A 19,946-nucleotide genomic window follows, 5' to 3' on the forward strand; every position below is an offset into this window, starting at 1 on the left:
GACTAACCCTCGAGCACTATCGGCCTTGCTTACCCAGCAATTCCTGGATTTCGCTATCAGACAGCATCTCTAATTCTCTAACGAGCTGATCCACTTCCGGGTCATCTGGGGTGAGGGTCGTTGCATGACTAGCATGGGCAGGGCTGTCGGCGGGGGCGGCTAAATAACCCGCCAAGGCAGCGATAGTAGGATATTCATACACCAACGTCGGGGATAGGGGACGACCCAGGGCCGTCTCCAAGGCTTCTACCAGTTCTATGGCCGTCATCGAATCTAGCCCGAACTCGGCAAACGGTTGCGTCGCATCAATAGCCGTCACTGGCAGTCTCAGGGCCTGGGCCAACCAGGCAACCATCCAATCCTGCATGGCCATGGCAGTGCGCTCCGTGGGTGGGGGTAGCGCTACGGTGGCGACACCATCATCAGGCCGCATCCCTGCAGCGCCCTGCTGCAGCAGGGAACCAGCCAGAGTCTCATCTTCCCATGTATAGACACTCTGCAGGTGTTGATCTAAGAAACCAATGCGACAGAGATAGCGCTGCACCTTGCCGCTGGAGGTCTTGGGCAGGCTCCCCGTTTTCAGCAGCACCAAGGCATAGAGCTGTAAATCATGGCCCTCGGCAACTCGACGGCGCACCGCCGCCACAATCGCCTCTGGCTCTAAGTGACGGAGATGACGGCGCTCCACCTCCTGGACCACCACCAGGCGCTCAGCCCCGGCGATGTTGACTGAAAAGGCGGTTCCTGCCCCTGGCCGCAGGGCCTCATGGGCTTTTTCCACCGTCGCCTCAATATCTTGGGGATAGTGATTTCGTCCCCGAATGATAATTAAATCCTTCAAGCGACCGGTGATGTAGAGTTGCCCGTCCCTGAGAAATCCCAGGTCGCCTGTCCGCAGGCAGGGACCTTCCCCAGTGTCGCGGCGGTAGGCCCGGAAAGCATGGGCCGTTGCCTGGGGTTGCTGCCAATAGCCCTGGGCAATGCTGCGGGAGGAGCCTAGCCAGATTTCCCCGACCCGATCGGCGGGGCAGGCCCGGCCGGTGTCTGGGTCGACAATGACGATGGATTGATCGCGTACCGCCTGGCCACAGCCGACAAAGACCTGAGCCTCTGTCGAGCCGTCTGTGGAACTAGCGGCGGCGGTCAGCACCCGGTGATGGCGTAGGGCCTTACTATCAACGGTGCAATGCTGCGGCGGCTGTCCCGGACGATTTCCACTGACTAACAGGGTGGCCTCGGCCATGCCGTAGCACGGGTAAAAAGCCCGTCGATCGAAGCCCGCTGGCGCAAATGCGGCCGCGAAGTGCGCTAAGGTCTCATGGTGAATGGGCTCAGCCCCGCTAAAGGCCAAGCGCCAGGTGCTTAGATCCAACTCGGCTCGTTGCTGAGGAGTAGTTTTACGCACACACAGATCGTAGGCAAAATTGGGGCCACCGCTGGTGGTGGCCTGGTAACGGCTAATGGCCTGCAGCCAGCGCAGGGGTTTCTGCAAGAAGGCCACGGGAGACATCAGGGTCATGGGTGCCCCCACATAGAGGGGCTGCAGGATGCCTCCCACCAGTCCCATGTCGTGGTAGGGCGGCAGCCAAGAGACCCCAGCACTGTCGGGGGTGTCTTGAAAGGATTGATGGATCAAAGATGAGTTGTGCAGCAAATTATCGTGGCTGATCATCACCCCCTTCGGAGCAGCCGTGGAGCCAGAGGTGTATTGCAACAGGGCCAAATTATCGCTGCCAATCTCAACCCCTGACCAATCATCGGCTAAGGCATCATCTACAGCGTCGGTATTCAGCCAATGCAGTCCCTTCAGATCAGCACAGTCGCCGAAGCGTTTTTCCAGGGTGGGCAGAATGGCGCCGTCAGTCAGGGCAATGGTGGCTTCGGCATCATGGATGATGGCTTGAATGCGCTCCAGAGAACGATTAGGCCGGGGTGGATAGGCCGGCACGGCGATGGTGCCGGCATAGAGGCATCCGAAGAAGGCGGCAATGTAGTCTAGCCCTGCCGGATACAGCAGTAAAGCCCGCTGACCAGTGCAGTTGAGAGCTTGCAACCGATGTGCGATCGCACGGGCCCGTCGATCCAACACCTCATAGGTGACACTTTGTACCTCAGTCTCACCATCCACAAGAAATCGATAGGCCAACCGCTGCGGCTGCCACTGAGCTCGCCAGCCCAACAAATCGACCATGGTAGACAGGGCCGAGGGAATATGTGCAGAACCCTTCTTCATCACCTCATCTCACCTATACGGTGTGCTCTCAACTCATACATCTCGCTACAGCCGTAGATGGCTAGCGACGATACCTGCCATTGGCCTAGCGCTGCCTTTGCGGCCATCCCAGATGGCTCTCTAGACCCTAGCGCCGCCCCACCATCAACACTCCTGCCACCCTGGGCAGCGGTCGTTCTACTCCGACAGTCCTCTGCCAGACACTGAGGAGGCACCGACACCAAACCGCGACTACCGCAGAGGCTTTTGCTAGATATTACCGTTCGATGGGGAGGCTCTAGGAAACAGCTAGGTACCATCACCCCTTCAGGACGTATAACACCTGTCACCCGATTTGCCTCACACTAGACTCGCGGTTAATCATTAATAATTCTTAACCATACTACAGAGGGGTTTCGACCATCGCCATAACGCCTTTGACTACTCTACCCAATTCGCTCAAGATAACCGGCCCGGCAGACCTCAACTCCCAGCATCTACTACGGCTAGATCGAATTCAGCCCCCTCCGCTGGTTGCAGCAAGCGTCCCTTTGATCAGACACTGACTTGATAGCCTGATTGCTGACAGGTACTGAGACACAATGCCAACCACGGAACGCCGACCGATCCTCTTAGACTTCGAAAAACCCTTGGCAGAACTAGAAGCCCGCATCAAACAGATTCGCGAACTGGCCGAAGACAATGATGTGGACGTCTCCATTCAAATCTGCCAACTCGAGTCACGGGCGAACCAATTGCGTCACGAAATTTTCAGCAATCTGACTCCGGCCCAGCGATTACAGGTTGCCCGTCATCCTCGCCGTCCTAGCACCCTCGATTACATCCAAGCCATCAGTGACGAGTGGATTGAACTCCATGGGGACCGTCGCTCTGGTAAGGATGACCCTGCCCTCGTGGGGGGGCTGGCTCGGCTGAATGGCCGCCCAGTTGTGATGTTGGGTCATCAAAAGGGGCGAGACACTAGAGACAACGTCGTCCGTAATTTTGGTATGGCGTCCCCCGGTGGATATCGCAAAGCCCTGCGGCTGATGCAGCACGCCAATCGCTTCAACATGCCCATATTCACCTTCATTGATACACCGGGGGCTTGGGCCGGACTAGAGGCCGAGGAAATGGGCCAAGGGGAAGCCATTGCCTATAACCTGCGAGAGATGTTTGCCTTGGATGTGCCCATTATCTGCACGGTGATTGGGGAAGGGGGCTCGGGAGGCGCCCTTGGCATCAGTGTGGGGGATCGGCTGCTGATGTTTGAACATGCGGTCTATACCGTGGCCAGTCCAGAGGCCTGTGCCGCGATTCTGTGGAAAGATGCCAGTCGCTCTGCCGAAGCCGCCGAAGCCCTTAAAATTACGGCCCATGATCTGAAAACCCTGGGGATTCTGGATCAACTCTTGCCAGAACCCGTGGGAGGCGCTCACGCTGATCCTTTGAGGGCTACCGAAATCCTCAGGAACGCCTTGATGCAGGCGATGCAAGAACTCCTACAGCTGACGCCGCCAGAACGGCGACAACAACGGTATCAGAAATTTCGTCAGATTGGGGTCTTTGCCGAAACCCTGACTGAGGAGGAAGACTAGCCACAGCCATGGCTACCTCGACCCACCCTCGATGCCTGTTCTTTCGGCCCTCAAAAGCAACGTGGGGGTCAGTTTACTCATCAGTTTTTCACATGGCCACCAGCGATTGACGCTATGCTGACCAAGGGCCATAGCAGTACAGATGCTGATGGCTGGCCATCTCACTCATAAATTCGTAACGTTTGTTAACATGATGAGCGGCAGCCGATGCCTCACGATGCTGAGGAGTGGGAAGCTTTCGTAAATTATGAATCTTTGTGATATCGAACGCGGTATCCAAGGGGACAGTTGGGGAGGCAAGTCGGTTGCCGCTGCTGCACAAAATGTCTCGATGGAGCGTTAACACAGTCTATGACTCCCGATGCAACCCGTCGTGCTCTCATCACGGGGGCGAGTAGTGGCATTGGAAAATCAACGGCAATCGCGTTCGCCCAAGCTGGGATTGATGTCGCCCTGGTCAGTCGCTCTCAGGATAGATTAGAGGCCATCGCCCAAGATCTTGGCTGCCAAGGTGTCGTGGCTAAGGCCTATGGGATTGACTTGGCTCAGGTGGCACAAGTATCGGCTCAGATGCAGGCCGTGCTAGCAGATTTTGGCCCCATTGATATCTTGGTGAACAATGCTGGCATGGGGTATACCGGAGGCTTGGCCGACATGCCCCTGGCTGACTGGCAACGGGTGTTGGACCTGAATCTCACCAGTGTATTTCAATGCATTCAGGCGTTGCTACCTGGCCTGCGCGATCGCAACGGCACGATTGTCAATGTGGTGTCCATTGCCGGCAAATCGGCTTTTCCCAATTGGGGCGCCTACAGTGTCAGTAAGGCCAGCATCTTGACCCTATCTCGTATCCTGGCGGCTGAGGAGCGTCAGCATGGGGTGCGCGTGACGGCCATTTCCCCTGGAGCGGTTAACACTCCCATCTGGGATACGGAGACAGTACAAGCAGACTTCGATCGCGCTAGCATGCTGACCCCAGACGTAGTGGCTCAAACAATTTTGCATGCCGTTCAGTTACCTGCCCAGGCCGTGATCGAAGATTTAAACCTAATGCCCAGTGCCGGGGCCCTCTAGACCGTCTCAGGCGATCTTGGCGGCTCTACGGAGTCTAGATCGCGGAAATGGTCCAGTTAACTTTTCAATTAGCCAGGAGATTTCAACTATTATTTGCCATGACTATTGCCTCTTCTAGTGGTCTCAATGGGGCGTCAAGCCCCACTGCCAATAATGGCCGCGTGCCCTCTGCTAGCTCAGTGCGTCCAGATCGGAGCAAATCCCATGGCCTCATGCCTCCGACCACCGATGAGTCGGATCAAGAAGCCATGCAAGATGCCGTGCGGACCTTGCTGATCTCGGTCGGAGAAGATCCAGATCGGGAGGGACTGTTGAAGACTCCGAAGCGGGTGGCTGAGGCGATGCGCTTCCTCACCAGTGGTTATCACCAGTCCTTAGAAGACCTGGTGAATGGGGCTATTTTTGACGAGGGGCATAACGAAATGGTGTTGGTGCGCGATATCAATGCCTTTAGCCTCTGCGAGCATCACATGTTGCCCTTCATGGGCAAGGTCCATGTGGCCTATATCCCAGATCAAAAGGTGGTGGGCTTGAGTAAGCTAGCCCGGATTGTGGAGATGTATTCTCGCCGCCTGCAGGTGCAAGAGCGCCTGACCCGGCAAATTGCTGAGGCGGTTCAATCCATTCTCGACCCCCAAGGCGTGGCCGTGGTGATGGAAGCTAGCCACATGTGCATGGTCATGAGAGGCGTGCAAAAACCTGGTTCCTGGACCGTCACCAGTGCCATGTTAGGAGTATTCCAGGAAGATTCTAAGACCCGAGAAGAGTTCCTGAGCTTGATTCGTCATCAGCCCGCCTTCACGTAGAGGGGCGGTAGTGGGTCTGGATCTGCCGTGAGTAGCTCCCGCCCATGGCACCATAGGAATATCTACTTCTTAGAATTGAGCTAGTGCTGTCAAGTATTTCAAGGAGATGCCATCATGCAAACCCTGGCACTGACTAGTGAAAACGTCGAGAAAGTCCTGGACGAAATGCGTCCTTACCTATTGGCCGATGGTGGCAATGTGGAGCTGATGGAGTTAGATGGACCAGTTGTAAAGCTGCGCTTACAGGGGGCCTGTGGCTCTTGTCCTAGCTCTGCTATGACCCTGCGCATGGGGATCGAACGGCGACTGCGGGAGTTTATCCCCGAGATCGCCGAGGTTCAGCAGGTCATGTAATTGGCCGTTGAGACGTCGAATCCCCCGAGCCAGCCATGTCCTCGGGGGATTTCTTATAGCGATGCCGTTAGGCTGGGTGCGGCTGCCAACCAATCAGCTGTCTGGGCCTTAGCAATGTATTTCCTGCTATGGTGATGTATTGGCAAGATAAGGCCGCGTCAGTGCAACGGACCTGAGGAATTGTCGTGCTTGACTTAAAGCAAATTCGGGACTACCCCGATACGGTACAGGCCGCCTTGAGTCACCGAGGGGACTATGATCTGACCCCCTTGCTGGAGTTAGACCGGCAACGGCGGGCCTTAGAAACGATGCGATCGCAACTGCAGGCCCAGAGCAATGACATCGGCAAACAGGTGGGGCAGGCCATCAAAGCCGGGGCCGACCCCAAAGGGGCTGAGGTGGCGACCCTGAAGGCGGAGGGCAATCGGCTCAAGACAGAATTGGCCCAACTAGACCCCCAGGAGCGAGACCTTAAGGCCCAACTGGATCAGATGCTACTGGGTCTACCCAACTTGCCCAGCGATACCACCCCGGTTGGCCGCAGTGAGGCCGACAATGTAGACGTGCGCTACTGGGGCGATGATCAGATTCCCACCATTGAGGTCAAGCCCCATTGGGACATTGGTGAAACCCTCGGCATCCTCAACTTCGAGCGCTCCGTCAAGCTGGCCCAAAGCCGTTTCGTCACCTTGCTAGGAGCGGGGGCAGCCCTAGAGCGAGCCCTGATCCAGTTCATGCTAGATAGCCATATCCATGCCGGCTACACCGAGGTGATTCCACCCTATTTGATCAACACGGCTGCCATGACGGCCTCCGGTCAGCTGCCTAAGTTTGCCGACGAAAGCTTTAGATGCGATCGCGACGATCTCTGGCTAACGCCCACGGCTGAGGTGCCCGTTACCAACCTGCACCGTGACGAGATCTTCACCAGCGATGAGCTGCCCCGACACTACTGCGCCTACACCCCCTGCTTCCGCCGGGAAGCTGGTAGCTATGGTCGCGATACCCGCGGCCTGATTCGACTACACCAATTCAACAAAGTGGAACTCTACAAGTTTGTCCACCCCGATCAGTCTATGGACGAACTGGAAGCCCTAGTCCGAGATGCCGAGACTATCCTGCAGCAACTCCAGTTGCCCTACCGAGTGATTGAACTCTGTAGTGGCGATCTGGGGTTCTCCGCCTGCAAAACCTACGACCTAGAAGTCTGGATGCCCTCCTCGGGAACCTATCGAGAGATCTCGAGTTGCTCCAACTGCGGCGACTTCCAAGCCCGACGCGCCAATGTACGATTCAAAGCCCCCAATCAAAAAGGCACCCGCTTTGTCCACACACTCAACGGCTCCGGATTAGCGGTAGGACGCACCATGGCCGCCATCCTAGAAAACTATCAACAGGCCAATGGGGCCGTCCAAATTCCCTCGGCCCTGCGGCCCTACCTGAAGCGAGACTATCTTTAGAGACTATCTTTAGGGTTGATGCCAGGGCAGCGCTAGAATAGGAAAGCGTATCAATTCAGCTGTATCTCATCCGCTCAATATGTCCGTCTTGGCCGCGATCGCAGTTCTGGCAGTGCTCATTGTCGTGCACGAGCTAGGGCATTTCCTAGCTGCCCGATTACAAGGCATTCACGTCAACCGCTTCTCCATCGGGTTTGGCCCCATTCTCTGGAAGCTTCAGGGTCCGCAAACGGAGTATGCCATCCGAGCCATTCCCCTGGGGGGATTCGTAGGCTTCCCCGATGATGACCCCGACAGTATTATCCCAGCAGATGATCCCGATCTACTCAAGAACCGCCCAATCTTGGATCGGGCCATTGTGATCAGCGCCGGGGTGATTGCCAACCTACTCTTTGCCTACTGCGTCTTCGTGGCTCAGTTTTCTACTGTGGGGGTGCCAGAAACCTTCAATCCGCAGCCAGGAGTGCTGGTGCCCCAGGTGCTCTCCGAGACAGCCCCGGCTGCCGATGCCGGCATTCGCGCCGGAGATCTGATCGTGGCCGCCGAGGGAGAGCGGTTGGGAGCCTCAGAAGAGGCGATTCAATCGCTGATTCAGTTGATTCAAAACAGCCCGAATCAGCCCATTGATCTTACAGTCGAGCGTGGCAGTCGGGAAGTTGCCCTGACGGTCACGCCAGAGTTAGGCGCTGATGGTAAAGCCATTATCGGGGTGCAGTTGCAACCCAATGGCACCCTAGAGTATCGCCAGGCCAGCAATGTCAGCGAAGTCTTCACCATGGCGGCCCAAGAATTTCAGTCTATGCTGGTGCGAACGGTACAGGGCTTTGCCATGCTGATTACCAATTTTTCAGAGATGGCTAGCGAAGTGGCCGGACCCGTGCGCATTGTAGAACAAGGGGCTGGATTGGCTGAAAACAATGCCATTAGCCTGTTTCCCTTTACCGCCATCATCAGCATCAACCTGGCCATCATCAACATTCTGCCCTTACCGGCCTTAGACGGGGGGCAGCTGGCATTTCTAGCAGTAGAGGCTCTGCGGGGCAAGCCCCTGCCTGCCCGCGTTCAAGAGAATGTGATGCAGACTGGCCTGGTGCTGCTATTAGGCCTGGGAGTCTTTCTGATTGTGCGCGACACCACGCAACTTGAAATCTTTCAAAACTGGTTGCAGTGAGCACTCCCCGCCAGCAGATTGCCAAGCAGCAACGGGCCCTAGACATTCTCAACCGGCTGCAGCGGCTGTATCCTGATGCTAGCTGTTCCCTTACCCACAGCACACCCTTGCAATTGCTAGTGGCGACTATCTTGTCGGCCCAATGCACTGACGAGCGGGTGAATCAGGTGACTCCGGCCCTATTCGAGCGCTTCCCTACGGCGGAGGCCTTTGCCGCTGCCGATAGGCAGGAGCTGGAATCATTGATCAAGTCCACGGGCTTCTATCGCAACAAGGCCAAAAATATTCGTGCCGCCTGCCAAAAGATCGTGAATGAGTTTGAGGGTAAGGTGCCGGCTCAAATGCAAGCCCTGCTGAGCCTACCCGGGGTGGCTCGCAAGACCGCTAATGTGGTGCTGGCCCATGGCTTTGGGATTAATGCTGGAGTGACCGTCGACACCCATGTGAAGCGTCTCAGTAAACGCCTGGGACTCACTGACCATGAGGAGCCAGGCAAGATTGAGCGGGACTTAATGGCCCTATTACCTCAACCAGACTGGGAAAACTGGTCGATTCGATTGATTTATCACGGTCGAGCCATCTGTATGGCCCGTACCCCCCGATGCGATCGCTGCCAACTGGCTGAGCTTTGTCCCTCAGCGGGAAAGATCGGGTCGACTGCTGCTAAGGGCCAAAGCAAAGGCCGCAGATCATAGTCCACCGCCATCAACGAACTGGCTGAGCACGATCGCAATTGACCACAGGAACAGACCTAAGGTTAGCAACCAAGGCATCGTTGCAAATCCCTTACCATCTCATTCAGCCTATCAACCCTAACGATGGCGGTTCTAGGGAGAATGGCCGTACCCCTGCTCACTGCCAACCGCCCGTTTACGGGTTAGAATACTTTGGGTTAATATAAGAGACTGTGGCTTTGAAGGAAGGCGAGAGGCAAAGTACATTGCATGGCTAAGAAAAGCATGGTGGCGCGGGAGCGCAAGCGGGAAAAACTAGTCGCCAAATACGCTAAGAAGCGGGAAGAATTGCTGGAGCAGTTTCGGCAGGCAACCAATCAACAAGAAAAGCTGGACATTCACCGCAAAATTCAACAATTGCCCCGCAATAGTTCCCGCACTCGGCTACGGAACCGCTGCTGGATGACGGGTCGCTCTCGCGGTTACTACCGGGATTTTGGCCTGTGTCGCAACGTGATGCGAGAGATGGCCCACGAAGGGCTGTTGCCCGGGGTAGTCAAATCGAGTTGGTAGTGATGTTTTGGGCCGAGTGGGTTGAGCCAGGTCAGTCATTACCTGTGGGAAGCGCCTTGCGTTTCAACTTCATCTAGGGCTACTGATAGGGCTACTGAGTCAAGGCATCCGCTCGGCAGATAGTTTACCGGGGCTTACGTATACCGGGCCTATAGCAAATGCTAAGGCCCCGCCTGCTAACGAACAAAGCTGCCAGTGCCGGGCTGCGCCCTATATAGGATAGGCCTAGGCTGTCGGCACCGTAGCCAATTCCTGACAACTGAACTGCTGCTGCAGTTTGCTAGTACTTTGTAATAGAAATAATGCCTCTGATGAACAGAGCATAAAAGAAAGCCCCGGTTATCGAGATTTCCCTTGTTGCTAACCGCTAGATAGCGCCTGAATAGAGGGCACTGGCGGGGGAGTTAACCGGCACCACAGCAATGCTCAATCCCTAAGCTGTCCAGCAGCAGATCGCTCACGGCATTTGCGATCGCAAATTCACTGTAAAAACTACTTGAGAAATCAAACCCCTGCATCTCGGTCAAAATGGCCATGACCAGAGCATTAACGTCATTCTCCCCTTCAATGCGTTGACGCACAAATACCCGAGCAGCACGCTCAGCAATCTCCCCATTCACAGGCTCCGGAATAAACTCACTATCTAGCCAGTGATGCAGCGAAGCTTGCAGCCACTGCCCCTCTCGCTGAGGATGCTGAGCTGGGGGCAGAGTCAGAGATGGAATTGGATCAGCCATAGGGGTAAGTCAACTGCTGTGTCAACGTCCTCAACGAGGAACACAAGCTACTAAATGCATATTGCCTAGTTAGCTATTCTATGATCTAGTCTAATGATGTACTCGACCACATCCAAGGCCAAACTTGGAGAGTTGCTGCAAGGGAAATTCCAGATCCCAAATGGGATGGGTGATAGCAACTGCTTGTTGTCCATAGTCGTGGCCCATGCCCTATCGTGACTGAGTTCCGTTACGACACCAACGCCATTATTCGAGGCTATTGCCAAGGCTATTTCCTCATGGCCGACGAATTTGGCAAAACCCTGAGCTGGTATACCAGCCGCCAACGGGCCTTAATTCCCCTAGACGAGCGATTTCGGTATCCAAAATCCCTGCGGCGCATCCTCAATCAGAACCGCTTCCAAGTCAAGATCAATGGCGCCTTTATGGACGTAGTCGAAGGCTGTGCCGATCGAGACAGCACTTGGATCTCCCAAGAGTTGAAACAGGTGTATTGGGAATTAGCCCAGGCGGGGTGGGCTTATAGTTTTGAAACTTGGCAGGGCAACGTTTTGGCCGGAGGCATCTTGGGCATTGCGATCGGGGGGGCTTTTATTGGCGAGTCGATGTTTTATCGAGTGCCTGAGGGCTCTAAAGTCGCTATGGTCAAGCTCGTAGAGCGCTTGCGGCAGCAAGGATTTTTGCTGTTCGATGCGCAAATGATGAATCCCCATTTAGCCCGCTTCGGGGCCCACATGATCTCTAACAAGGAGTATTTAGCGAAGTTACAACAAGCTTGTCAGCAAGCTTGCTCGTTTCTTTAGGGAGATATAACTACAGACAATCGTGGCACCCTGTTTTTCCCAACGGTGCCTTTTCCCAGGGATCGCTGCAATGGGGACCGTTTAGTGAGTTTGGTGCCGAGTTAGGCACTTGATTCGTACCTACGACCGCACTGGAGCCTGGTACCGTTTGACCCTAGTACCGAACATCTTGTGGAGGCCAATGGTTGAGTCTCCCCTCTTAATTCTCGAAGAGGGTTTCAAATTCATCCCGCAGCCAGGCCACATTGGCGACCCTGGCCACAACCACACTGTCACTGTCTGCATGTTCTAATTCAGCCTTCCAGCGATGGACGTGATCGCCATACTCTAACCAGAAGGCGACGATAGCATTAATCACCGCATCCCAGTTCCAGTTGGGCCGTCTGTGCACCATCTCAGTGGCCTCAATGAAACCATCCAGGGTGCAGTGATAACTCCCTAGGAAGGCACGACTGCGACGGGGACTTATTTCAATTTGTTGCTGATGTTGGAAGAACTCAATAACAGGAGCAACGCCGATAATATCAAAGCTGTAACTCATAAAACTCATCATCAATCATGCGGTACCGTCTGGTAGATATCCCAACAGGTAGCCCAGTTCCCCAGCCAGAGAGGTAGTAAAAAAGCCGCAGGAATCCCCGCGGCCTTGGCTGCCATGACACTACACATTGCAAATTGGACCGGAACAGCGCCTAAACTGTCCCCTGGGTAACATCATCATGCTTCCCAGAACCGAAGAAAGTATCAACCAGTTTAGATACGCATTGTAGTCCCTCGCGAAGGGGCTAACGGGTCTTTAGTAACGCTTTGTTGGATAACGGCGACTTAGGCAAACCATTCCTCTACAGCATCCTCCTTGGTGTTGGTATGGCGAGAGGGGGTTTCCCGCTCGAATTTCATGTGGATAGATCGGGTTTGCTCCCCATCTGAAGCCACGGCCACGATGGGATAGTCAATGAGACCATCCTGGAAGGACATCTGGAAGCGGAAGGTGCCGTCGGAGTTGAGTTGAATCGGCTTGCCACCGATGGTGACCGTCGCATCCGGTTCTGTGGCTCCGTAAACGATGAGTTCAGCATCGGCAATCAACCAGAACTTGCGAGGGCGAATCGGGGGCGCTGAGGCCGAGAAGCCGACTCCAGACATGGTCAGCCCCGACATGGTAGGTACGGCCCACATCCCCACTCCTGAGGGGAAGACGTAAGAACTGATGGCCTGTTGAGGCATCATCGAGCCCGGGACCTGCTGCATGGACCCGAATAGGGACCCGGCAACACGTTGTGCTTCCGCCGATTGGGCCATGGCAAAGATACCGTCGTACAGGGGACTGCCCGGCTCCGTGGCTGCCCGCTGACTGGGGTGCTGCAGGGTGGCCAGTTGCTTACCGCGCAGATCTAGGTTCCAGTCAACGGCCATGAACTGATCTTCAATCCAATCGGAAGGATATACCGGGGGGATGTGTACGGTGGCTGATCTGGCTAGCACTAGCCAGCGCCCGTCGTTGCAGATATAGCCGATTTCTACGACGTAGTCGCGATCGCTGACAGGAACCGGAAAATACCAGTCCCGGGCCATTTCGTCGCATTCGTATTGTTGCAAGCCATGGGAATTTTGGGCGTTGAGATCGATGTCGGTGACGTCATAGAGCCGTAAGGCTAGGCGGACTCCCCCCTGGCGGCGCATGTCTTCCCGATGCTCATTGGGGACATCCCAGTAGGCATAAGCCATTTGAGGATCTCGGGGCAAGAGGACGATCCGACTCTCTCCATAGCCGCCGGGTAAATCCGGCAGGCCTTCATCGACCGTGGCTAGTTCTTCTGGTGGCGCCTCCGGGGTTACCGTGTACTTGGAGGCTTCCACTTCCATCTGCCCTTCAACGGCGGTGGTCGGTACTGGCGCCGTCGGTTCTGATTGCATCATGCGAATCGCGGCGATCAGCTCTGACTTTCGCATGCGACTGTAACGAGACACTTCTAAGTCGCTAGCCACTCTGCGGAGCTGACGCAGAGTCATGTCTTCTAGCGGCGAACGTTGAGACATCTGAGACATCATAGTCATCTCCTTAACCACGCTATGGCGTTGGTAAACAACGGTTGGGGATCGCTCACTAGGGAAACTATGACAAAAAGCAACAGCGGGGATCAAGCCTGGGGCAAGGCTTTATGGCGCTTCTAACGAGAATTTAGGCGGTTCGGAGATCATTATGTCAAAATTTCATAACATTTTGATCCCCAGTGATCCCCTACCGGCTCAAAACCATGATGGTCGGCTGGGGGGCCTGGGGGTTTAGTAAGATCCCCTACGGAACGGCTAGGGCACCGTCAAGAAGATGCGCTGCTTGCTGAGTGACGTGATGAAGGACTGGTTGAATGGATGAATTGTCTGGTGTCGGCAGGCCGTCGTCTCGTTGGGGTAGCCATCTGATTAGCCGATTGCTGCCGCCAGCCCTGCGGTTCTGGTTGCAAACCCAGGTAGAGTCTATTGGGCAGTTTGACCTGCACATTGGCGGCAGTGATCAGCAGATTCTGTCGGGCTATGTGCCCACGGTGACGGTGTTGGCTCGCCAGGCTAGGTATCAGGGACTGTGTTTGAGCTATGCCCAATTGCAAGCGGAGAATATTCGTATCAATCTAGGCCAGGTCCTACGGGGCAAGCCACTGCGATTAAAGCAGCCGTTTCCCGTGGTGGGTCAGATTATGATCGATGAGGCTGACTTCAATGCTTCGTTGACTGCTCCATTGCTGCAGCAGGCGCTGCAGGACTTCGTGCAGCAACTAGGGCGGACTCAACCCGCGTCGAGTGCCTTGGGCATCGCTCTAGCTCAGGTTTTGGCGGCCGATCGGCTCACGGCTGAGGGTGCGATCGCACCTCAGCAGGTCAGTCTCTCCCTAAGACCAACGCTGGCCCCTGACAGCATTGAGATCATCATCCAAACTGATCTCACCATCGAAAATGGCCGTCAGTTAGTCCTACGGCAGCCGCGCTGGCTGGTTAATGGAACGGCCCAGGGCCTGACAGGCCTAGATCAGTTCGCGATTGATCTAGGCCCAGACGTAAATTTGCACACCCTCCGCCTCGATGCTGGACGTTTGGTGCTGGAAGGCTGCATCAATGTGGTCCCGGTCAATCCTGATGGCTGATAAGCAACGGTCTGGGCAGGCCACCCCATTAAAGGACCAAAAATGGCGACAGGGCGGTGACAAAGTAGTACACCAGTGGTGCGGTGAAGACATAGCTATCAGTGCGATCTAAGATGCCGCCATGGCCAGGAATCAGAGCTCCTGAATCTTTGACCCCGGCATCCCGCTTCATCAAGGATTCGGTCAAATCCCCCAGCAAACTAGAGATGCCAATTAGCCCCCCCAAGGCGGCCCCCATCAAGGGCCAGCTGGGCCAACCTAGCCCATAGGCTCCCAATAGCGCCACGATGATACTGGCCAAGAGTCCAAAAATAGCGCCTTCCACCGTTTTCTTAGGACTGATATTGGAAAGTGGCGTGCGGCCAATCCATCGCCCCATCACATAGGCTCCGATATCGGCAGCCCAGATACAGGCAAAGGTCAACAAGGTGATTTTGAGCCCCAAGGGCCAGTCGACCCAATGCCAGTCTGCAGGCCAGTAGCCTCCCCAAGGCAACGCACTCACCGCCGGACTCCCCAGATCCCGCAGGCGAATCCAGTAGCTGGGTAGGTAGCCCCCATAAAAGAGGCCCAGAATGGAGGCAGCCACATCGGCAATGGTGGCAAACTTGGGCTGAAAGAGCAGGTAAAAGCAAATAAACGTGCCCCCTAGGGGCAAGATGGCATCAGCCAGAGCCGGATAGCCGTGGGCCACTATCAGCATTAATTGGCTCACGACCAGCGTGGTTTTAACGGCCGGGACAATTCCCTTGGCTCGCACCAGCCGGAAGATTTCCAACTGCCCTAGAAAGACAATCACGCCGAAGCCAATGGTGAAATACCAGCCACCTGTGATGATCAGGCCCAGGGCCAATGCGATCGCAATGATGGCACTTATAATGCGAGACAATGGCATAGGCGGGAGTTCAGCGCTCTCGGCAAACGGTTAATGTCAATGGCTCTAGGCTCCCTCCCAGCCCCCGCGTAGGGCAGCACTATAGCATTAACTCTCTATTAACCTATAAGAGAAGCAAATAGAGAAGCAAAGCCAACTCGCCCTGGCACTTGATTCGTAGCTGACTGGAAGACCTCCGATTGCCCTGGTCAGTGCCCTGTCAATAGATGTGGGTGAGATCCGCTGAAACCAATGGGGAGGTAAATGGTCCTCAGAGGGGAAATAAATGCAGGACAGTCTGTCCCATCAGATGTCTTCGCAAGTCGATGCAAGTCGACGCCTTGCCGCTGTAGCGAAGCGCCTCGTTGTCTCAACCAATGTGTATGCCAGGCGGCATCGGGGAGAAGGCTACTGACTCCTTATCGGCTTTGATCCCAATATCCTATCGCAAGGATGATCCTAGCTACAACCTATTGCGACTAGGTCGATGCCCTAACTGGCCCCTAATCTTCCGACTCAGGCAAGCAGAGGCTCCCTTGCCATTGCTCCCTGCTAACCGATGCGCAACAGCTCCACATCGAAGATCAAGGTAGCATTGGGCGGAATTACGCCACCAGCACCGCGGGCCCCATAGCCCAATTCCGGCGGAATAATCAGCTGCCGACGGCCCCCAACCCGCATGGTGCTAACCCCTTCGTCCCAACCTTTGATTACTTGCCCCACGCCAATGGTGAAGCTAAAGGGACGGTTGCGATCGCGGGAGCTATCAAACTTGGTGCCATCTTCAAGCGTGCCTGTGTAATGGACGGTGACCCGCTGCCCCGGTTGAGGTTTGGCACCGGTACCTTCCACCAACTCGATGTACTGCAGCCCCGAATCCGTCGTGACCCGATCAGCGTTAGGAGCAAGGGGGCTGTCATCCCTATCGGCTGTTATGGCCACCTCAGCCGCCACCGTGGGGGCCGCCGCCGTGGGGGCCGCCGTCGCTGAGGCTGCCTCAGTGCTAGCCTCGACAACACTTCCAGATAGGGAAGACGCCGTCGCTTCATGGCCACTACCGAGGATCTGACTCATCACCAAGACCCCACAGCAAATTACCAATACCCCTAAGCTAATCAGAATCTCACGCATAGACTTACCCAAGACTGTCTCCATGATGCCTGTTGTGCCCATGATAAACCCTGGCTAAGGTCAGGGTTAAAACCCTTACTCATCGATTGGGCTGTGCTCAGAGACCTCAGAGGACAAGGGCACAAAATGTGTAGCCGACGTTGAGAAACTCAGTAGCACCGCTTGCCGGCAAGATGCGGCAGATCTCCAGCGGAGTTGCTTTCAATCCCCAGCCTAGCCCTTAGCGCCAAAGCCGGTTCTCCATGTCTCGCACCTGGCGCTCCAGGCGATCGATACGCCCTCGCAGCTCATCCACTTCCGCCTGCCGGGGCACGCCTAGATCTTCTAAAACTTTGCGAAATTGGCGCTGAATCTGCTCCTCCACGCCCTTTTGGTCCGTGCTGAATTGGGCCATGACATCGTCGACAAATAGTCTGGCCTGTTCAGGATTCACCTTCCCCTCTCGCACCCATTCATCACTCACCTGACGGAGGCGATCGGCCACGAGGGAAGTCGTACCGATGCCAAGCATCAATAATTGTCTGAGCAGGTTATTGTTGTCCATCGGGATCTCCTGAGAGGGAAATGGTGAGGGCTTACCGTTTCATTTTGGCAAACCGTGGGGCGTCTGCCCTACCCTAGAATCCGAACCTAATGTGGGCCCATAGCTGATGGTAATCGAATGGCTGCAATTTCAGATGGCTCCAGAACATCGGGAACGGTTCATCGCCGCCGATACCGAGATCTGGACAGACGCCTTGACGCCGTATCCTGGATTTGTGGCCAAAGAGGTTTGGATCACCCCAGAGGATGAAACCACAGTGGTAGTAGTGGTACGCTGGGCTAGCCGGGAACAATGGAAAGCCATCCCCGAAGCGGAGGTGAGGCGCATTGAGCAGCAATTTCAGACGGCCCTAGACTTTGAATACACCCTGGTGGCCTCTAGTGAGTATCAGGTCAGACGCTTTCAACGCCCAAATTAGCTTTAGAGGATATTTGGAAAGTACCCTGCAACCTTGCTCCAGACTGAATTCTGGCCAACAGAGCCATACACTCTAAAACGCCTGCCTTGCAGGTCTTGCAGCCGAGTTTTCAAATGTCCTCTTAGAGGTGATTTGCAAACTGTCTAGAAGTAGCCAAAGCAAGGCTGGCAATATTGCCGTACAGGTTCACACAAGATGGCTAAAAGCACTGATAGAACTCACTTTGAAGGTTATTGAAGATTTTCTGTGCACATTAGCTCTCAGGGCGATTTGTAAACCACCAGCAGACTTTCAGCAGCCTCGTGAAAGCTCAGGCAAGACCACGGCAAGTCCTGTAGGGACTTGCCCTGACGGCTCTTGAAGATTGGCCTTGCCCGTCAGCGTTTAATGGCTTCGGTATCAGTTAATTCGATTCACTTGATTCAGTGCCTGCGTCCTCTGCCACACTAGGAGGCAACGGCATCGTGCTTCCAATGTCAGCCTGTGGCATAGGCCATAGGATTAGGAGGCGAGATAATTGGGGGATGGGGTGACCTCCCTTGAAATCATTCACCCTTGTCCGTCAGCTGGATGATTCGGCAGCACCATGGGGCAATTTCAGCCACAACCACAGGGATCGGCAGAGGCCGAAGCGATTTTGCAGGGCATTACCCAACAGTTGCAAGGACTGCAGGAAACTGTAGCGGCTCAGTTGGGCGACGATATTGGGCGGCTACAACAGCAGAAACAACAGCTGCTGGCTGAAATCACCCAGCTACAGCAAGAGTGTCAGCGCCTGCAGGCAGACCATGACGTCACGCTATCGCGACAACAACTGGCCCAGCAGCAACTCTGGGCTAAGCAGCTAGCTCAGGCTCTGATGGTGCAGCTTCAGGCTCGCTTGAGCCAATCGGGAGCGACGTCGACCCTGCCTCAGACGGCGGAACAACTTGGTACTCTAGATGCCAGTCTCCATCGCACCCTGCAGACGCTGCAACAAGATCTCAATAGCTACCAGAGCAGCCTGTCGCAGCAAGTCAGTCGCATGCACAGTATGGAGCATCAGGGGGAGGCAATTCTGGAGGCTTTGGTGCACCGCCTCAGTCAGCAATTGCAGGAGCAGTTACAGCAACCTCTACCGAGGACTCCTCCCTCTCCTGCTACCCATGCCTTACATCCGGCTGCTGCGGTTCCGTCTGCCCCTAGTCACAGAGACGCTGCGTCACGCTTAGGACGACGGTCTGTAGAGCATTTAGCGGCCTCCGATTCTCGACGCCTATCACCCCGGCGCTCTCGTCGCCCTCTCCTAGGACCTGGCCCCCTATGGCTGTGGCCCCTATCGCTGGCACTCCACAGTGTCCTGGTTGGGGTCGTGGCCTGGGGAGGGACCCTAGGGGGAGTCACTACAGCGGCTGTCTTGCCGATGACTTGGCCCAATCTGCTGGCATTAGTGTGGTGGCGTGATGGCACTACTTTGCTACCCCTCACCGCGCTTTTAGCCCACTGGCAGCATCCTCATGTCTGGCAGGAAATCCGGCAGCTCTGGCAGCTGACTGATCGGCGCCCTCTAGGGCGGGTGCTGGCCAGTGGCGGCTTTCTGTTCGTGTCTCTGGTGCTGTGTTTTCAAGGTATTGCCCAAGCAGGACCTGCCGTTGCGATCGCACTACTATGCGGCTATCCCCTGATCTCAGATCCCCTGGAGGCATTCCTGCGCGGCCACTCTCCCTCGGCGCTAACAACCATGGCCTTGTTTGCCCTAGTCATGGGGCTGGTCTTTACAGCGACAGGGGTATCCTGGCCAGGGATCGCGTTTCCCCTCTTGGCCGCGGCAGCCTACGGTCTCTACTGGCTGACCCAATACCTGAGTCAGTTGTCTCGCCTGGGCCCTGGGGCTGACCTGAGGCCGGCACAGCCGTTACACCCCATGACCATTACCCTACTCCAGACAGGCGTCTTGTTCTTGTTGGCCACTGCGGCAGTGCTACTGAGTGCTGTAAGCGGTATGGCTGTCATCCCCACCGAGAATCCCATGGGCTTTTACGGAGCGGGCTTGGGCTTGGCGGGCTTGGCTGTCCTAGGGCATTGGGCCAGCTCCCGCGGCCCAGCTTGGCGGCAAGCCCTGGTACCAGCGACAGTGCCGCTTCTGACTGCTCTCCTGGCTGTTGTCTGCCTGCCGTCCGCTCCCGTTCTAGGCCCGATCCAATGGATTGGCATCGTATTAATCAGCTTGGGGCTTATCACCTCAGGCCGAGAGCGATGGTTGCGGCAGCGCCCCCAGCCATGACCCAGGCTGGGGCTAGGCTGGGTCAGTGGCGATTGGCAAGACACCTCAACAGTCGTCAGAGCCAGGTGTTTGCGACCACTGTGCACGCTCAGGCAAGATCGCTAAAGGCTTGAC

19 protein-coding genes and 1 pseudogene are annotated in these 19,946 nt (G+C 55.7%); 13 read left to right on the top strand and 7 right to left on the bottom strand.

Translation table 11 applies throughout. The features are described 5' to 3' along the window. Positions 1 to 16: 16 nt before the first annotated feature. A complete protein-coding gene (locus XM38_RS24160) occupies positions 17 to 2,233 on the bottom strand; it encodes an AMP-binding protein (RefSeq protein ID WP_080805125.1) in 2,217 nt (738 codons plus the stop codon). Positions 2,234 to 2,814: 581 nt separating this feature from the next. Between XM38_RS24160 and accA the strand changes: the two genes are divergently transcribed. From accA to rpsN, 8 genes are all read left to right on the top strand, one after another. Further along, positions 2,815 to 3,810, top strand: a complete 996-nt coding sequence (gene accA / locus XM38_RS24165; protein ID WP_080805123.1) for an acetyl-CoA carboxylase carboxyl transferase subunit alpha — start codon at positions 2,815 to 2,817, stop codon at positions 3,808 to 3,810. A 351-nt stretch (positions 3,811 to 4,161) separates the two neighbouring features. Further along, positions 4,162 to 4,884 (top strand): SDR family oxidoreductase, encoded by a 723-nt coding sequence (locus XM38_RS24170; RefSeq protein ID WP_080805121.1) that lies wholly within the window; start codon positions 4,162 to 4,164, stop codon positions 4,882 to 4,884. A 98-nt stretch (positions 4,885 to 4,982) separates the two neighbouring features. Continuing rightward, positions 4,983 to 5,690, top strand: a complete 708-nt coding sequence (gene folE, locus XM38_RS24175; RefSeq protein ID WP_080805233.1) for a GTP cyclohydrolase I FolE — start codon at positions 4,983 to 4,985, stop codon at positions 5,688 to 5,690. A 114-nt stretch (positions 5,691 to 5,804) separates the two neighbouring features. After that, complete coding sequence (locus XM38_RS24180; RefSeq protein WP_080805119.1) at positions 5,805 to 6,044, top strand: NifU family protein; 240 nt, start codon at positions 5,805 to 5,807, stop codon at positions 6,042 to 6,044. 185 nt (positions 6,045 to 6,229) lie between these two features. Continuing rightward, complete coding sequence (gene serS, locus XM38_RS24185; protein ID WP_088431334.1) at positions 6,230 to 7,504, top strand: serine--tRNA ligase; 1,275 nt, start codon at positions 6,230 to 6,232, stop codon at positions 7,502 to 7,504. Positions 7,505 to 7,583: 79 nt separating this feature from the next. Then, the gene (rseP, locus tag XM38_RS24190; RefSeq protein ID WP_080805117.1) at positions 7,584 to 8,675 is read left to right on the top strand and encodes an RIP metalloprotease RseP; all 1,092 of its coding nucleotides are present in this window, start codon (positions 7,584 to 7,586) and stop codon (positions 8,673 to 8,675) included. Beyond that, complete coding sequence (gene nth / locus XM38_RS24195; RefSeq protein ID WP_080805115.1) at positions 8,672 to 9,370, top strand: endonuclease III; 699 nt, start codon at positions 8,672 to 8,674, stop codon at positions 9,368 to 9,370. The genes rseP and nth overlap by 4 nt, the downstream gene beginning before the upstream one ends. Before the next feature lie 249 nt (positions 9,371 to 9,619). Further along, the gene (rpsN, locus tag XM38_RS24200; protein WP_080805113.1) at positions 9,620 to 9,922 is read left to right on the top strand and encodes a 30S ribosomal protein S14; all 303 of its coding nucleotides are present in this window, start codon (positions 9,620 to 9,622) and stop codon (positions 9,920 to 9,922) included. Between the two features lie 404 nt (positions 9,923 to 10,326). Here rpsN and XM38_RS24205 read toward each other — a convergent pair whose 3' ends face one another. Then, positions 10,327 to 10,659: a hypothetical protein gene (locus tag XM38_RS24205; RefSeq protein WP_088431336.1), complete on the bottom strand. Its 333-nt coding sequence runs from the start codon at positions 10,657 to 10,659 to the stop codon at positions 10,327 to 10,329. Positions 10,660 to 10,874: 215 nt separating this feature from the next. Here XM38_RS24205 and aat point away from each other — a divergent pair, with 215 nt between their 5' ends. Beyond that, positions 10,875 to 11,462 carry a leucyl/phenylalanyl-tRNA--protein transferase gene (gene aat / locus XM38_RS24210; RefSeq protein WP_080805111.1) on the top strand — a complete coding sequence of 196 codons (588 nt, stop codon included), beginning with the start codon at positions 10,875 to 10,877 and terminating at the stop codon, positions 11,460 to 11,462. A 35-nt stretch (positions 11,463 to 11,497) separates the two neighbouring features. Beyond that, positions 11,498 to 11,569: pseudogene (locus tag XM38_RS29300) on the top strand (DUF3598 family protein); the annotation flags it as partial. Positions 11,570 to 11,661: 92 nt separating this feature from the next. On the opposite strand, the gene XM38_RS24220 reads toward XM38_RS29300, so the two are convergent. Beyond that, positions 11,662 to 12,003, bottom strand: a complete 342-nt coding sequence (locus XM38_RS24220) for a hypothetical protein (protein WP_080805229.1) — start codon at positions 12,001 to 12,003, stop codon at positions 11,662 to 11,664. Between the two features lie 284 nt (positions 12,004 to 12,287). Then, positions 12,288 to 13,514 (bottom strand): DUF4912 domain-containing protein, encoded by a 1,227-nt coding sequence (locus XM38_RS24225; RefSeq protein WP_315862280.1) that lies wholly within the window; start codon positions 13,512 to 13,514, stop codon positions 12,288 to 12,290. A 317-nt stretch (positions 13,515 to 13,831) separates the two neighbouring features. Between XM38_RS24225 and XM38_RS24230 the strand changes: the two genes are divergently transcribed. Beyond that, complete coding sequence (locus XM38_RS24230; RefSeq protein ID WP_080805107.1) at positions 13,832 to 14,602, top strand: LmeA family phospholipid-binding protein; 771 nt, start codon at positions 13,832 to 13,834, stop codon at positions 14,600 to 14,602. Positions 14,603 to 14,630: 28 nt separating this feature from the next. Here the strand turns inward: XM38_RS24230 and XM38_RS24235 are convergent, their stop codons facing one another. From XM38_RS24235 to XM38_RS24245, 3 genes are all read right to left on the bottom strand, one after another. Next, positions 14,631 to 15,497 carry a phosphatidate cytidylyltransferase gene (locus XM38_RS24235; RefSeq protein WP_080805105.1) on the bottom strand — a complete coding sequence of 289 codons (867 nt, stop codon included), beginning with the start codon at positions 15,495 to 15,497 and terminating at the stop codon, positions 14,631 to 14,633. 531 nt (positions 15,498 to 16,028) lie between these two features. Beyond that, positions 16,029 to 16,607, bottom strand: coding sequence for an FKBP-type peptidyl-prolyl cis-trans isomerase (locus XM38_RS24240; protein ID WP_080805103.1), 579 nt, complete (start codon positions 16,605 to 16,607; stop codon positions 16,029 to 16,031). Between the two features lie 220 nt (positions 16,608 to 16,827). Beyond that, a complete protein-coding gene (locus tag XM38_RS24245) occupies positions 16,828 to 17,151 on the bottom strand; it encodes a phasin family protein (RefSeq protein WP_080805101.1) in 324 nt (107 codons plus the stop codon). Positions 17,152 to 17,257: 106 nt separating this feature from the next. On the opposite strand from XM38_RS24245, the gene XM38_RS24250 reads away from it, so the two are divergent. Next, positions 17,258 to 17,569 (top strand): TIGR03792 family protein, encoded by a 312-nt coding sequence (locus XM38_RS24250; RefSeq protein ID WP_080805098.1) that lies wholly within the window; start codon positions 17,258 to 17,260, stop codon positions 17,567 to 17,569. 586 nt (positions 17,570 to 18,155) lie between these two features. Continuing rightward, positions 18,156 to 19,832, top strand: a complete 1,677-nt coding sequence (locus XM38_RS24255; protein WP_088431338.1) for a DMT family transporter — start codon at positions 18,156 to 18,158, stop codon at positions 19,830 to 19,832. Positions 19,833 to 19,946: the final 114 nt, after the last annotated feature.

This window comes from Halomicronema hongdechloris C2206, assembly GCF_002075285.3.
Classification (GTDB): domain Bacteria; phylum Cyanobacteriota; class Cyanobacteriia; order Phormidesmidales; family Phormidesmidaceae; genus Halomicronema_B; species Halomicronema_B hongdechloris.